Below are 14,232 nucleotides of genomic sequence, written 5' to 3' on the forward strand. Positions count from 1 at the left end.
TAATATGAAAAGTAATTCTTAATTAAAATTATTGATAATAGAAATCATATGCTTTCAAATTTAATTAAACAAGATATTTGGAGAAAGCTAATTTTAAAATGAAGACAACTTTATATTCGTAACACGAATTGAGCCAATTCTATAGCTCAATCCTTGAATACTAAATATTTTGATCGATTAAGTTTATTTCAACATTGGCTTTAAAAAATGCCCTGTATGTGAAATTTCAACTTCAGCGACTTGTTCTGGTGTACCCTCAGCAATAATCTGACCACCACCAGAACCTCCTTCAGGACCCAGATCGATAATCCAGTCGGCAGTTTTAATGACATCCAGATTATGCTCAATCACTACAATGGTATTACCCTTGTTGCGTAGCTCATGCAAGATGTCAAGAAGCTTGGCAATATCATGGAAATGTAACCCTGTGGTGGGTTCATCCAACACATATAAGGTTTTACCTGTATCGCGTTTAGCCAGTTCGCGTGCCAGTTTGACACGCTGTGCTTCACCGCCTGAAAGCGTGGTAGCAGCTTGACCTAAACGAATATAACCTAATCCAACTTGGGTCAATGTTTCCAAACGACGATGAATCACAGGAATTGCATTAAAAAATTCTGCACCATCTTCCACCGTCATTTCGAGTACATCAGAAATATTTTTGCCTTTATATGTGACTTCTAGCGTCTCGCGATTATAGCGTTTCCCATGACAGACATCGCAGGGTACATACATATCTGGTAAAAAGTGCATGGCAACTTTAATCATGCCATCACCTTCACAAACTTCACAGCGTCCGCCTTTGACATTAAAGGAAAAACGACCTGCTGCATAACCCCGTGCTTTGGCTTCAGGGGTTTGTGCAAATAACTCACGAATTGGAGTAAATAAGCCTGTATACGTTGCAGGGTTTGATCGAGGTGTACGCCCAATCGGACTCTGGTCGATATCGACCACTTTATCTAAATGTTGTAAGCCTTCGATAGAATCAAACTTTTCTGCGGTGAGTGTGGTTGCACCATTGAGCTGAGTTGCGGCTAATGGCAACAAGGTACGGTTGATTAATGTCGATTTGCCTGAACCAGAAACTCCTGTTACACACGTCATAATTCCAAGGGGAATGGTAAGATCAACGTTTTTCAGGTTGTGGCCTGCTGCACCTGAAAGTTTAATTTTTTGATCAGGCGTAGGTGAATGTAGACGTTGCTCAGGTATTTTAATTTTTAAAGCACCTGATAAATATTGCCCGGTTAAAGAGTCCTTATGCTTCTTCAGCTCATCCGCAGTTCCTTCGGCGATAATCTCTCCACCATGCACACCAGCACCAGGGCCAATATCAATAATATGATCAGCAGCGCGAATCGCATCTTCATCGTGCTCAACGACCAAAACGGTATTGCCCAGATCGCGTAAACGAATCAGAGTTTGTAATAACCGATCATTATCACGTTGATGCAAGCCAATGGATGGTTCATCTAAAACATACATAACGCCCATCAAACCTGCACCAATTTGTGAGGCCAGTCGAATCCGCTGCGCTTCACCGCCCGATAAAGTTTCGGCTGAGCGTGCCAAACTCAAATAATTAAGTCCGACACTGACCAGAAAGTGGAGACGCTCTCGAATTTCTTTAAAGATTTTATCGGCAATTTCACCTTTTGCACCTGCCAGATTCAAATCCTGATAATAACTTTCTGCATCGCCAATAGACATACTGGTAATGTCGGCAATGGTTTTGTCCTTAACTTTGACATGACGAGAAATTTCATTTAGGCGTGAACCACCACAAGCATCACATGCAGCATTAGATAAATACTGAGCTAAATCATCACGTACATAATTACTTTCGGTTTCACGATAACGACGTTCCAGATGAGTAATGACTCCTTCAAAGGGAATGACGCGATTATGACGACGGCCTCGTTCATCAATATAACTCAGGTCAATTTTTTCTTTACCGGTGCCATATAAAAATTTCTTTTGAACATCTTTATCCAATTTATTCCACGGTTCATCCAATGAGTAACTAAAATGCTCAGCCACTTTTTGTAACATTGAATAATAATAGGGACGTTGACGATCCCAACCACGAATCGCTCCCTGACTTAAAGATAAATCAGGACTTGGAATAAGTTTCTCTGCACTAAAATGACTGCGCGTTCCCAATCCATCACATACAGGGCAAGCACCAAATGGATTATTAAATGAAAACATGCGTGGTTCAAGTTCAGCTACAGCACGATCACATTCAGGGCAGGAATGCTTGGCAGAAAAGACTCGATCAGGTTGCTCAGCGTTCATCCACGATAAAATCGCAAGGTCACTGCCTAAACGCAATGCTGTTTCAAAGGATTCAGCAATCCGGTTACCTAAATCATCACGTACTTTAAAGCGATCCACCACCACTTCAATGGTATGTTTTTTCTTTTTATCCAGTTCAGGCGGGCTATCAATATCAATAATTTCGCCATCGACACGTGCACGGACAAAACCCTGACCTTGCAATTGTTCAAAGAGTTGTGAATATTCACCTTTACGCTCGCGGACTACAGGCGCGAGTAACATTAAAGCAGTACCTTCTTCCAGTGCTTTTACTGCATCGACCATTTCAGATACGGTTTGTGCCACCATCGGCAAATCATGCTCAGGACAATAAGGCGTACCTACACGTGCGTAAAGTAGGCGCAAATAGTCATAAATTTCGGTAATTGTTCCTACAGTAGAACGTGGGTTGTGGCTGGTTGATTTTTGTTCAATTGCAATTGCTGGACTCAACCCTTCAATAGCATCGACATCAGGTTTTTCCATTTGCGATAAGAACTGACGCGCATAGGCGGACAACGACTCCACATAGCGGCGCTGACCTTCAGCATATAAGGTATCAAAGGCTAGAGAGGATTTACCTGAGCCTGAGAGTCCCGTAATCACCACAAACTTATCGCGTGGAATATCGAGAGACACGTTTTTTAAGTTATGGGTACGCGCACCTCGAATACGGATATGACTTTGGCTCATAAAATGATCCTAAACGAATTTTAAAAAGGTATATATGATAGCGCATGAAAAATGTTCAAGCATGAAATTTACCATTTTATGCGTCAATTTGTGTCGGTTGAAAACAAACACCATAAAACTTTTATACAGTCGCTGATAAATTGGTTATATTTATAGTTCTAAAAATGAACTTGATCAAAAAATAGGATCATCAACATGCTTGCTAAAATTCTTATAACGCTGATTGCATTGTTACATGTTTATATCTTGGTACTGGAAATGTTTTTGTGGGATAAGCCTTATGGACTTAAGGCATTTGGCAATAGTCTGGAAAAAGCAAAACTGACCAAAGTTCTGGCACAAAATCAGGGTTTATATAATGGTTTTCTTGCAGCAGGTTTATTTTGGTCACTGTTTGCTCCCGTAAGTTATGCTGTGCCGCTTGCAACTTTCTTTTTGGGCTGTGTTTTAGTTGCAGGGGTTTATGGGGGATTAACGGCAAGTCGAAAAATTATCTATATACAGGCAATACCAGCTTTGTTGACATTATTGGTCGTCCATTTATTTTAATTGCATGCAATTAAGTTGCTCAAAAAAAAGCACAGTCTTTGCTGTGCTTTGGAGTTAAATGGGAGCGTCTTTTTATAATAATTATGCTTTAGCAAGCCACGGCAAAATCACGTTCAAAAATAGATTCAATCTGTTCAAAGGCAATTCTTTTTGGTTGATTGTGCTGCGAAAAAGAATAATGGATCACTTGAGCTTCAAGTTGTGACAGTAACTGCTCATAGTCTTGTTCAAAGTGTTCGAGATCCATTAAGTCGATTCGCTTAGGATGATTGCAATTATATTTGGCAATAAAATCGAGCATTAATTTTTGAATCTTTCGGTTGGTAAAATAGATCAGATAAGTTGCTGCAGAACCACAATGTAAGCAGCCTTTATTGATATAAATTTCTTCATTTGCAAACCAGCATTGACGCAATGTGATCATTGCATTCATTGCCTCACTACCTTGAGTTTCTATAAGCATCATGTTCTCCCATTACCGAGGCGCTATAAACATTCAAGCTAAGTAAATAATAATCATTATCAAGTAAGGATGCTTGAACTTGCTCAAAATTGCAAGCCGATTTTGTAAAAACAATGACATCATTTTAATGTGAGCAGTGGTGGTCTTCTATTTTATGAGGAAAAGGAGTAAGTTCGCTGACATTGTTCAAGCGTTATTGTTCTTATGCTCGGTTTATTCTTTAAATGCACACTTGGCGCAGCAGTTGTATTGCTCATTTCTTTATTATCTAAAAGCCGATCTTTTTATATTGCAGGTTTAGTGCCTTTATTTCCCACTTTTGCACTGATTGCACATGTCATTGTATTTGGACAACAAGGCGCGGAGGCGTTACGTAAAACAGCTTTATTTGGGTTGTGGTCACTGATTCCGTACGCGATTTATTTAGGCATGGTGTATTACCTTGCCGATCGTGTATCGATTGGTGCTTGTTTAAGTTTGGCGACACTGGCATGGGTTTTGGCTGCGGCAGTTTTACTGTATGGCTGGACGTCCTTTTATTCTCCCTAGTTCTCAGTTTAAAGACATAAAGCTACTGCTAAAAGTGAATTTCTACGGGACGAGGAAGAATGACTTCATGCTCATCTGGATCAATTAATTCGATCAGCATGAAGTACACTATTTTCAAACTATCAGAATGGCTAAATCAGTCAGTTAATCCCATCCATTGCCGTTGCTGATAAGCACTGTCCCAAAATAGCCATTCCAGTTTTGCGCCCATGGTATAAGCTGCGTGCATTTTGGCTTTGGTATCATCATCACAACGGGCCGCGACTTTATCAACGGTCGCAATGACATTATGTACTGCGGTATGAAACTCTTCTCCAGAGTAGGTGTCAATCCATGCTTGATAGGGATTATTGGCAACAGATTTTTCAACAATATCTTTACCAACCTCTGCATAAATCCAGAAACAGGGCAGTAACGCTGCTAATACCACTGCATAACTTTCGGACCATGCGGTCGCCGTTAAAAATGAGGTGTAATGATGACAGGCAAGCGTCAGAGGAGTTGTTTCAAATTGGTGTTTGCTAATGTCAAAATGCTGCATAAAGTCATTGTGCAGACTACGTTCTACGATAATGGCGATTTTGGCCGCCTCTGAAAACTGAATGACATCATCGGCATCAAACGCCTTCGCCGCAGCAACTGCTAAAGCACGGCCATAGGACAGTAAATAGTGGGCATCTTGAATAACATAATGACAAAATGCTTCAGCAGATAACGTTCCTGCGGCGAGTTCCTGATTAAAAGGAAGGTTTAATATTTTTTGATAAAGTTCACTATTGTTTTGCCAAAGTTCTTGGGTAAAGCGCATCTATTTTTGCTCTAAAATAAAAGATATTCTGGCTGGACTATAACAAAGTTTTGTATTGAATAGGCTGTAGAGATCCTTTATTAATTTTTCCTTAAGATTTTACTAAAAAATGATAAAAGTCATCTGCAAGCGATATCAAAACGCGCATAATATGCGGCGAAATCCTAATTTTAATATTTTTTGATTCAGGGCGCTCATGAAGCATTTTCGTTTTTCCATTTTTTTTACTGTGATTTGTCTGGCTTTGTCTGCCTATTGGGGCTATACCCATGGGCCAGAGGCGGGTATCTCTACTATGTTTAAAGCCTTGACCATTACTGCAATCCTAGCGGTGATGGAGGTATCTTTGTCTTTTGATAATGCCGTGGTTAATGCCTCAGTTTTACGCAATTGGGATCATTTTTGGAAAATGATCTTTTTAACTGTAGGTATTCTTGTTGCCGTATTTGGCATGCGGTTAATTTTTCCCATCGTAATTGTCGCTGTAACAGCGGATATGGGGATGCTGGAAGTGGTGCAAATGGCACTGAATGATCCTGCGACTTATTCCCAGCGCTTAATGGAGCATCATCCTGAAATTGCAGCCTTTGGTGGCACGTTCCTGTTAATGGTATTTCTGAACTTCTTCTTTGATGATGGTAAGGACACACATTGGTTCAGATGGCTTGAGGCAAAACTGTCGCATCTGGCCAGTGTTCCAGCCATGTCGGTATTTATTGCTTTAATCGCGTTGCTGATCATGTCCGCGCAAGTTGAAGATGACAAGCGTTTGGTCGTGACAATGGCTGGCATCTGGGGGTTGGTGATCTATATTGGTGTACAAGTACTCAGTCATTTACTGGGGGGTGAACCCGAGGTGGATGAAGATGGCAATGCGGTGAAACATGATGAAAATGGAGCAGTTACAGGAATAGTCAAAGCGGGTTTTGGTGGTTTCCTGTATCTTGAGGTTTTGGATGCTTCATTTAGTTTCGATGGTGTGATTGGCGCATTTGCGATTACCAGTGATGTGGTGATTATCATGCTAGGTCTGGCGATTGGCGCGATCTTTGTGCGTTCCATGACGATTTATCTCGTGGAAAAAGGGACATTGGATGCTTATATTTTTCTTGAGCATGGTGCGCATTACGCGATTGGTGCTTTAGCATTTATTATGTTGGCCAGTGGTACAGGTGTGCATGTCCCGGAAGTAGTGACTGGTTTAATTGGAGTGGCATTTATAGTTTGGGCAGTGATTGCATCGATTCAATATCGTAAACATCAACCACTGAGTTAAGCAAATATTCAGTCTAATGAACTAAATTAGCAGAGTGTTTCTACACCCTGCTTTGTTTTATGTTCACAAGAAATTGAAGGAATGTAGCGAAGTTTTGGTGTGAATACCCTATAATTTGTACAGGTTAAATTCAGCGTAATAAGATGATGAATGCTATAGAACGTCGCTCAACTTTTGCATTAAGCAGTATTTTTGCCTTGCGGATGTTGGGATTGTTCATGATTATCCCCGTGTTTTCTATTGCAGGTCAGTCTTACCAATATGCAACCCCAGCGCTGATTGGGCTAGCTGTGGGTGTTTATGGTTTAAGTCAGGCAATTCTACAAATTCCGTTTAGTTTGTGGGCAGACCGTTTTAGTCGTAAACCACTCATCATCTTAGGGCTGGCGCTTTTCGCATTGGGCGGGGCGATTGCAGCGATGTCCCATACTATTTATGGTGTGATTATTGGGCGTGCTATTGCGGGTGCTGGTGCAGTATCGGCAGTGGTCATGGCTCTTCTTGCGGATGTCACTCGTGAAGAGCAGCGTACTAAGGCGATGGCCGTGATGGGTATGAGTATTGGGCTGTCCTTTGTAGTGGCATTTAGTTTAGGGCCATGGTTGACCAGTCGCGTGGGTATCTCAGGTCTATTCTGGGTTACGACGATTATGGGGATTGCTGCCATTTTTATGTTGTTGCTGGTGCCAAAAGTTACTCGCCATCATCGTAATTTTCGACAGGGTTATCTTGCACAACTTAAACAAGTCATTCAGATGGGCGAACTAAATCGGCTGCATGTTTCAGTTTTTTCGCTGCATTTGTTGCTGACGGCCATGTTTATCTATGTTCCATCACAACTTATTGATTTTGCTGATATTCCACTGGCTAAGCATGGTATGGTGTATTTGCCGCTTTTAGTGATTAGTCTGTTTTTTGCTTTTCCAAGCATTATTGTTGCTGAAAAATATCGCAAAATGCGTGGCATTTTTCTAACAGCAATTTTTGGCATTATTGCAGGCTTACTCATTTTAATTTTTGGCTATGAATCCAAATATATTCTGCTTTTAGGATTGGGTTTGTTTTTTATCGCTTTCAATGTGATGGAAGCATTATTGCCATCATGGCTGTCCAAGTCTGCACCGATTCAGTCCAAAGCAACAGCAATGGGTATTAATGCCAGTAGCCAGTTTTTAGGAGCATTCTTTGGTGGTGTGTTAGGTGGACAACTTTTAATGTTACATAATACTTCGCTAGGTTGGAGTATTTTGGCGGGCATTGCTATCATCTGGCTGCTGATTAGTTTTGGTCTGGCGCAACCTCGGTATTTGTCTTCAATCGTCTTGCCCTTACCTGAATTAAAACAAACAGATGAATGGACTTCAAAACTATTGGCAATTCGTGGTATTGAAGAAGTTGTGGTGATGACTGAGCAAAAAGTAGCGTATATAAAAGTTGATAAGCAGATTATTGATGATGCTGCGCGACAACATTTAACGCACTTGATAGGCTCAGAGGTAGCCATTTAAGCATAACTCTTATAAAGTAAAACACAGAAATACATAGGAAGAAATTAGCTAATGCGTGGTGTGAATAAAGTTATTTTAGTTGGTACTTTAGGACGTGATCCAGAAACCAAAACTTTTCCAAATGGAGGGTCTTTGACCCAGTTCTCGATTGCGACCAGTGAATCGTGGACAGATAAAAATACAGGTGAGCGTAAAGAGCAAACCGAGTGGCATCGTATTGTATTGCATAATCGTTTAGGGGAAATTGCACAGCAATATTTGCGTAAAGGTTCAAAAGTATATATCGAAGGTTCTTTGCGTACTCGCCAGTGGACAGATCAAAACGGCCAAGAGCGTTACACCACCGAAATTCGTGGAGAACAAATGCAGATGTTGGATTCTCGTCAGCAAGGGGATCAGGCAATGGGTGGTGGTAATGATTTTAATCAGCCACGTTTTAATAATAATGCTCCACAGCAGTCAGGTTATGGCCAAAATAATAATGGCTTTAATCAGGGTGGTGGCTATGGCAATGCAGGGAATAATAATCCAGGTGGTTTTGCGCCTAAAGCACCTGCTGCACCAGCACCTGCCGACCTAGATGATGATTTACCATTTTAATTGATTAATTCTGATACATCAAGCCTTTCTAGTTGTGGCTAGAGAGGCTTTTTTATGACCTTTTGCAAATGTAAAGAAAGTGAATGATCCATTCTATTGTTATGAAGAGATCAATTTGGGCTATTCAATAAGCCATACTTTGAATGAACTAGCAGGAAGCCATGAAAGAAGAAAGCCCTTTATCAAATTCGAGAAAGGGCTTTTTCGCTGTAATTTCTTCGTTATCGTTTTTAGATTTTATTAGAAAGGTTGTTTTGTGATTTAGTTCACATTTTTATGTATTCATCTTATCGTAAATGAAAACCATTGTAAAATTTTTATCAAACACTTGGTTAATTTATCTCATTTTTTTTACACAATTTTTTATCTAAAATCATTTTAAAAGCGCAATAATTTCAGTAATTTGGCGAAGTTTAAAATGTGATTAAAGTCACATTTTTATTTGATTGTTTTTTATTCTATTATTTGAGTGAGTAAGAAAAACTGGTAGATTTTAATACGGTGTTTTTCCTGACGATCAGTCATAATCAAAAAAATTCTCAACTGATGGATCATAATTTTGGATATCGCAATTATCGGTAGCGGAATGGCTGGTCTTGCTACCGCAAGAATTTTAAAAGATGCAGGACATACGGTTACGATATTTGAAGCCCTTTCAGGTCGAGGAATGGATAGCCATAGCATTCAGTTTGAAGGTGGTGTCATTGATGCTCCTTTGCGTGTTATGAATCCTTATTTATGGAAGAATACTCTAAGTCTGGCTACGCATCTGGGTATGAAAATGTTTCCAGTACGTACTTATATGGCGTGTAGCTGGTTATTTGAAGACCGTACCGAAACATGGTTGACGACTACCCGAAGCCGTATTGGAAACTTTCCAATTATTAATAATAGAAAAGGGATTAAGCAGTACGGCTGGCGTTTGGTCAAAGGCATGTTACAGCTTAAAACTGCGATCAATCAATTTTTTAAATCTAAAAATCAGGATATCACGTTAGCTGAATTTATTAATCAGAATGATATTGAAGAAGTGTTCTGGCATGGTGCTGTCATGCCTGTGTTATACACTATTTGTACATGTAATCCTAAAACCATTGGCGAATGGCCGGCTAAACCGTTATTGACATTTTTACGTCAATTGACGGATGGGGATGCCTTATTACGGATGCAGGGTGGAACGCCTGCTTTTGTTGACCGTTTGATTGATGGCATTGATATTCGTAGTGGGTCAGCTATTACTCAGGTAGAGGAACAAGGCCAAAAAGTTCTAGTGATCAATAGTCAGGGTGAACAGGGGGCATATGATCGAGTGATTGTTGCTACGCCGACTTCCAAAGTTGATGAATTTTTAAATCCAGAACAGTTTGCAGACGATATCGCTTTATTAAAGCAGTTCCGTTTTGAAGATGGCGAACTTGTGATTCATACGGATACTTCGGTAATGCCACCACGTCGTAAAGACTGGTCCGTACTGAGTTATATGATGGATCGTAAATTTACCCGCCAACAATTTACAGTCTGGATGAATGCGGTTGAACCGACATTGGTTGGAAAAAATCCTGTCTTTCAAACATGGCGACCAGTCACAGAAATTGATCCCAAGAAAATTATTTCTACAGTCAAATTGACACGTGCGGTGGTAGACTCTAAAACAGTCGCGTTAAATAAAGAATTGCAGCAACGTCATAAAATGCCAGATCGTAAGGTGTTTTATTGTGGTTCTTGGTCGTGTGATGGTTTACCTATTTTAGAGTCTGCGGTGACTTCTGCTATGCATATTGCTGAAATCTTTAATGCACCATTACCGTTTGTTGGGCTAAAACCCGAAGTAGAGATTGCGCCTCAACTTGGCTACTAAAAGGATGAAATTACTTCATGCTTTGATCGGTAAACTTCCTCATAAATATGCGATTGATGCAGCACGATTGGGAGATGAGCGGACTCTGGCATGGAGTAATCTGGGATACTGGAAAAATACAACAGATTATAAAAATGCATGTTGCCAATTGGCAGATCAATTGGCAAAAGCAGTTCAGTTGACGGCAACGGATCGACTACTGGATTTGGGCTGTGGGCAGGGAGCAAGTCTGCAACATTGGATTGAAAATTATCATGTGCAGAATATAAGTGCGGTAGAGATACAAGCAAATCATATCCAACTGATTCAGCAGAAATTACCGCAGCTTCAACATATACAGCGGGGCTCATTTTTAGATTTAAATCAATTTTATTTCAGGCAGCTTTTTGATGTCATTTTATGTATTGATGCCGCTTATCATAGTGATTTAAATTTATTTTTAAATGCAGTCCAGCCAATTTTAAATGGGCAGGGGCGTTTGGGTTTCCACTATTTGGTGCTTTCTGAGAAATGGCAGCAACTTTCTGTATTACAAAAACAAAAATATAATTATCTACTAAAAGCTGCTGATGTAGATCTCCATCAGCTTGACTCATTACAAATGACTCGACAGCAGCTTGAACAGCATGGGTTCAGGCAGATTGAAATTGTGGATTTAACTGAATTTGTATTGGGTGGGTTTGCAGGGTTTATTACTTCAAACAAAAGTAAAAAGAATAGAGATTTGGCACAATTAAAAATACAGACTACAGCAAAATTATGTGATTACTTAAACAAGGAAGGCGTTGTTCGCTATATGCAAATTAGTGCAGTAAAAAATTAGAATGGATTTTATAATTATGAAAATAAATGGTGCCGGCACACGGATTCGAACTGTGGACCTACTGATTACAAGTCAGTTGCTCTACCAACTGAGCTATGCCGGCAACGTGGCGTGAATTTTACCTAAGCTATCAAAAAAAACAAGTCTAAAAAGTGTAATTGTTTGAAGATTGAACATATAGTAAATAAAAAATCTTTAAGCCTTTTTCAAAAATGTGTATTTATGAAACTATGCTCTGATCATGATTGGATTTGAATTTGGCGATGCGTTAAAGTTTCGCTATCTTAAATTACTTCTCTCCCGAAATTGGATGGAGCAGCACATTATGGCATTACAAGATTTACTGACCAAATTTAATCTTCCTACATCTGAAAATCCGCAAACCAAAGACTATGTGTTTAACCACACCATGATTCGGGTAAAAAACCTGCAAGAATCGATTCAATGGTATGCCAAAGTTTTAGGTTTTGTACCCGTGTATGAGCAGGTATTTGATGAGGCTGCCTTTACCATTGTTTATTTGGTTCGTCGTCATTTGCATGAAATTCCTGAAAATGATATCGAACGCAAACAATGGGTATTGAGCCAGTCTGGTGTATTGGAATTGACCTTAAATCATGGCACTGAAAATGATCCAGATTTTCATTATCACAATGGTAATAGCGAACCACGCGGTTTTGGCCACTTATGCGTTTCTGTACCAGATGTAGTGAAAGAGTGTGAGCGTTTTGAACAGTTAGGGGTAAATTTTCAAAAACGTTTAAGTGAGGGGCGTATGAATTATGTGGCCTTCATTAAAGATCCAGATAATTATTGGATTGAGATTTTACAACCGACGCCGTTAATTGGTGTTTAAGTAAAAAAAGGGGATAAATAATTTTATCCCTGAATTCTATCAAGCTTGCAATAACAAAAGTTCCTTAATAAGAAGCCATCTAGTCAAAAAAGGATCAAAGGCTATACGAAATATTTGAGGTGAATTAAGCTTCGCTCATGACAATCGGCTTGGCTTTGATTCAGATTGTTGCACTTGAGTTGCAACATAAATCACTTTAATACCACCTTCTGAAAACTCATATTTAGAAAGTTTAAAATGTAAGTTCTCATTGAAGAATTCCCACATTGCCATAATCGAAGATAATTGCGTAGTCATTTCAGTTTTCATGATGATTTGATTGTTGTAATGATGAATGAAAGCAAAGATAGCATTGATCTAAATCATAAAATATTGAAGTGCTGTTGTTCATGTAATACGATTCGCAACGAAATGTAGATTTTGCATTAATAATGTGACTCAATGATGACCTCATTATTTAATTGTTCACTTTTATATTCAATGCAGCGCCTGATTTTATTCATTATGCATGCTTTTGATCATAACTAGAGTTAATAAAAGAAATCACGGAAAGTCCACAAAGCGTCACGTACTGTATAAAATATCAACATTTTAGCTTTATCAATTCTGCTTTTTCAGCCGTACATTCAAAAGCGTATGTCATCTTTAAGGAATAATACGCATGTCAGTCAATGAAAATGAATACGAAGCATTAGATACAAAACCACAGCTCTATATCAAGGACTGGGGACAAGGCGAGCCCGTAATTTTAATCCATGGTTGGCCATTGTCTTCAGATAGCTGGGACTGGATTGCCATGAAAATTGTGGAGGCTGGCTACCGTGTAATTAGCTATGACCGACGTGGCTTCGGACGATCTGAGCAGACTTGGTCTGGTTATCATTATGATACTTTTGCTGACGATTTACGCGGTGTTATTGAAGACAAGCAATTGAGCAATGTTACGCTTGTTGGATTTTCAATGGGTGGTGGCGAAATCGCACGTTATTTAAGTCGTTATCAGGCACAAGACATCAAAAAAGTTGCTCTCATTTCGTCAGTTGTACCTTTTCTATTAAAAACAGATGATCATCCCGAAGGTGTCGATGGTTCGATCTTTCAGGGTATGATCGAAGGGTTATTAGATGAGCGCCCAAAATTTTATAGTAATTTCTTTAAAGACTTTTATGGGGTTGGATTGCTGAGTCGTGCGGTAAGCGATGAGTTTCTAAAGTGGAACACTCAAGTTGCTATGCAAGCAAGCCTAAAAGCGACCGTTGATTGTGTCAGGGCATTTGCCTATACAGATTTTCGAACTGATTTAGCAGCGTTCACTGTGCCTTTATTGGTCATTCATGGAACCGCAGATAAAACAGTTCCCATAGACGTTAGTGCACATGCAGTCAAAAAGGCCATTCCAAGTGCGACACTCATCGAATATGACGGAGAACCTCATGGTGTTTTAGCTACTCAACAGGAACGAGTTGCTGAGGATTTACTGAACTTTCTAGCAGATGGTCTGAACAGACATGTAGATAGTTTTTAATGTTAAAAAGGTGTTGAAAAATGCATCTTATTAAAAATCGCAGATAAACATACTTTAGATAAATCCATTGTAGATTTAACTTCAAATTTTGATTTGCATTTATAAGTTTGGCCTGCCACCCAAGTAGGCCTTATTCTGCATTTTAAAGAATAATCAGAGTTGTATCGATCTGATATTTATGCACTTTTATCAGTGTAGTGTGTAATACCCCCCAACTATATCAAGATTGCAATAGTTTGGGTCAGATTGTATTAGAACAAAAAAAGCCTGAATCCTTCAAATTCAAGCTTTTTAGGACAACATAGAATGTTGTTAGAAGTCATCTTGGCGAGAGAGGGAGTCATATTTTAAGGTTAAATTATTGATAAAATTAAATTAAAAAAATATAAATATTATTTTATC

Annotated in this window: 13 protein-coding genes and 1 tRNA gene; 9 read left to right on the forward strand and 5 right to left on the reverse strand. The window is 39.3% G+C overall.

Features of this window, described 5'->3' with window-relative positions; all coding sequences use genetic code 11:
- Positions 1 to 183 precede the first annotated feature (183 nt).
- Positions 184 to 3,015 (reverse strand): excinuclease ABC subunit UvrA, encoded by a 2,832-nt coding sequence (gene uvrA / locus IAE19_RS00830; RefSeq protein ID WP_200459056.1) that lies wholly within the window; start codon positions 3,013 to 3,015, stop codon positions 184 to 186.
- Positions 3,016 to 3,210: 195 nt separating this feature from the next.
- On the opposite strand from uvrA, the gene IAE19_RS00835 reads away from it, so the two are divergent.
- The gene (locus IAE19_RS00835; RefSeq protein WP_200459057.1) at positions 3,211 to 3,564 is read left to right on the forward strand and encodes a DUF1304 domain-containing protein; all 354 of its coding nucleotides are present in this window, start codon (positions 3,211 to 3,213) and stop codon (positions 3,562 to 3,564) included.
- A gap of 88 nt (positions 3,565 to 3,652) precedes the next feature.
- On the opposite strand, the gene IAE19_RS00840 is transcribed toward IAE19_RS00835, so the two are convergent.
- On the reverse strand, positions 3,653 to 4,027 hold the full coding sequence (locus tag IAE19_RS00840) for a hypothetical protein (protein ID WP_200459361.1): 375 nt from the start codon (positions 4,025 to 4,027) through the stop codon (positions 3,653 to 3,655).
- A 204-nt stretch (positions 4,028 to 4,231) separates the two neighbouring features.
- Here IAE19_RS00840 and IAE19_RS00845 point away from each other — a divergent pair, with 204 nt between their 5' ends.
- Positions 4,232 to 4,576 carry a GlpM family protein gene (locus tag IAE19_RS00845; RefSeq protein WP_200459058.1) on the forward strand — a complete coding sequence of 115 codons (345 nt, stop codon included), beginning with the start codon at positions 4,232 to 4,234 and terminating at the stop codon, positions 4,574 to 4,576.
- A 136-nt stretch (positions 4,577 to 4,712) separates the two neighbouring features.
- Here the strand turns inward: IAE19_RS00845 and tenA are convergent, their stop codons facing one another.
- A complete protein-coding gene (tenA, locus tag IAE19_RS00850; protein WP_200459059.1) occupies positions 4,713 to 5,384 on the reverse strand; it encodes a thiaminase II in 672 nt (223 codons plus the stop codon).
- A 196-nt stretch (positions 5,385 to 5,580) separates the two neighbouring features.
- Here tenA and IAE19_RS00855 point away from each other — a divergent pair, with 196 nt between their 5' ends.
- From IAE19_RS00855 to IAE19_RS00875, 5 genes are all read left to right on the forward strand, one after another.
- Positions 5,581 to 6,660 carry a DUF475 domain-containing protein gene (locus tag IAE19_RS00855; RefSeq protein WP_200459060.1) on the forward strand — a complete coding sequence of 360 codons (1,080 nt, stop codon included), beginning with the start codon at positions 5,581 to 5,583 and terminating at the stop codon, positions 6,658 to 6,660.
- A gap of 143 nt (positions 6,661 to 6,803) precedes the next feature.
- Positions 6,804 to 8,168, forward strand: coding sequence for an MFS transporter (locus IAE19_RS00860; protein ID WP_200459061.1), 1,365 nt, complete (start codon positions 6,804 to 6,806; stop codon positions 8,166 to 8,168).
- A gap of 51 nt (positions 8,169 to 8,219) precedes the next feature.
- On the forward strand, positions 8,220 to 8,768 hold the full coding sequence (gene ssb, locus IAE19_RS00865; protein ID WP_200459062.1) for a single-stranded DNA-binding protein: 549 nt from the start codon (positions 8,220 to 8,222) through the stop codon (positions 8,766 to 8,768).
- A 559-nt stretch (positions 8,769 to 9,327) separates the two neighbouring features.
- Positions 9,328 to 10,626: an FAD-dependent oxidoreductase gene (locus tag IAE19_RS00870; protein WP_200459063.1), complete on the forward strand. Its 1,299-nt coding sequence runs from the start codon at positions 9,328 to 9,330 to the stop codon at positions 10,624 to 10,626.
- A 4-nt stretch (positions 10,627 to 10,630) separates the two neighbouring features.
- Positions 10,631 to 11,449: an SAM-dependent methyltransferase gene (locus IAE19_RS00875; protein WP_200459064.1), complete on the forward strand. Its 819-nt coding sequence runs from the start codon at positions 10,631 to 10,633 to the stop codon at positions 11,447 to 11,449.
- A 27-nt stretch (positions 11,450 to 11,476) separates the two neighbouring features.
- On the opposite strand, the gene IAE19_RS00880 is transcribed toward IAE19_RS00875, so the two are convergent.
- A tRNA-Thr gene (locus IAE19_RS00880) sits at positions 11,477 to 11,552 on the reverse strand.
- A gap of 138 nt (positions 11,553 to 11,690) precedes the next feature.
- On the opposite strand from IAE19_RS00880, the gene gloA reads away from it, so the two are divergent.
- The gene (gene gloA, locus IAE19_RS00885) at positions 11,691 to 12,305 is read left to right on the forward strand and encodes a lactoylglutathione lyase (protein ID WP_265092528.1); all 615 of its coding nucleotides are present in this window, start codon (positions 11,691 to 11,693) and stop codon (positions 12,303 to 12,305) included.
- Positions 12,306 to 12,440: 135 nt separating this feature from the next.
- Here gloA and IAE19_RS00890 read toward each other — a convergent pair whose 3' ends face one another.
- The gene (locus tag IAE19_RS00890; RefSeq protein ID WP_200459379.1) at positions 12,441 to 12,602 is read right to left on the reverse strand and encodes a hypothetical protein; all 162 of its coding nucleotides are present in this window, start codon (positions 12,600 to 12,602) and stop codon (positions 12,441 to 12,443) included.
- A gap of 364 nt (positions 12,603 to 12,966) precedes the next feature.
- Between IAE19_RS00890 and IAE19_RS00895 the strand changes: the two genes are divergently transcribed.
- Complete coding sequence (locus IAE19_RS00895; RefSeq protein WP_200459065.1) at positions 12,967 to 13,830, forward strand: alpha/beta fold hydrolase; 864 nt, start codon at positions 12,967 to 12,969, stop codon at positions 13,828 to 13,830.
- The last annotated feature ends 402 nt before the right edge of the window (positions 13,831 to 14,232 follow it).

Source organism: Acinetobacter sp. S40 (assembly GCF_016624705.1).
GTDB lineage: Bacteria > Pseudomonadota > Gammaproteobacteria > Pseudomonadales > Moraxellaceae > Acinetobacter.

Coding starts and splice junctions, on each gene's coding strand:
- uvrA (WP_200459056.1), bottom strand. CDS start 3,015: ATGAGCCAAAGTCATATCCGTATTCGAGGTGCGCGTACCCATAACTTA.
- IAE19_RS00835 (WP_200459057.1), top strand. CDS start 3,211: ATGCTTGCTAAAATTCTTATAACGCTGATTGCATTGTTACATGTTTAT.
- IAE19_RS00840 (WP_200459361.1), bottom strand. CDS start 4,027: ATGCTTATAGAAACTCAAGGTAGTGAGGCAATGAATGCAATGATCACA.
- IAE19_RS00845 (WP_200459058.1), top strand. CDS start 4,232: ATGCTCGGTTTATTCTTTAAATGCACACTTGGCGCAGCAGTTGTATTG.
- tenA (WP_200459059.1), bottom strand. CDS start 5,384: ATGCGCTTTACCCAAGAACTTTGGCAAAACAATAGTGAACTTTATCAA.
- IAE19_RS00855 (WP_200459060.1), top strand. CDS start 5,581: ATGAAGCATTTTCGTTTTTCCATTTTTTTTACTGTGATTTGTCTGGCT.
- IAE19_RS00860 (WP_200459061.1), top strand. CDS start 6,804: ATGATGAATGCTATAGAACGTCGCTCAACTTTTGCATTAAGCAGTATT.
- ssb (WP_200459062.1), top strand. CDS start 8,220: ATGCGTGGTGTGAATAAAGTTATTTTAGTTGGTACTTTAGGACGTGAT.
- IAE19_RS00875 (WP_200459064.1), top strand. CDS start 10,631: ATGAAATTACTTCATGCTTTGATCGGTAAACTTCCTCATAAATATGCG.
- gloA (WP_265092528.1), top strand. CDS start 11,691: ATGATTGGATTTGAATTTGGCGATGCGTTAAAGTTTCGCTATCTTAAA.
- IAE19_RS00890 (WP_200459379.1), bottom strand. CDS start 12,602: ATGACTACGCAATTATCTTCGATTATGGCAATGTGGGAATTCTTCAAT.
- IAE19_RS00895 (WP_200459065.1), top strand. CDS start 12,967: ATGTCAGTCAATGAAAATGAATACGAAGCATTAGATACAAAACCACAG.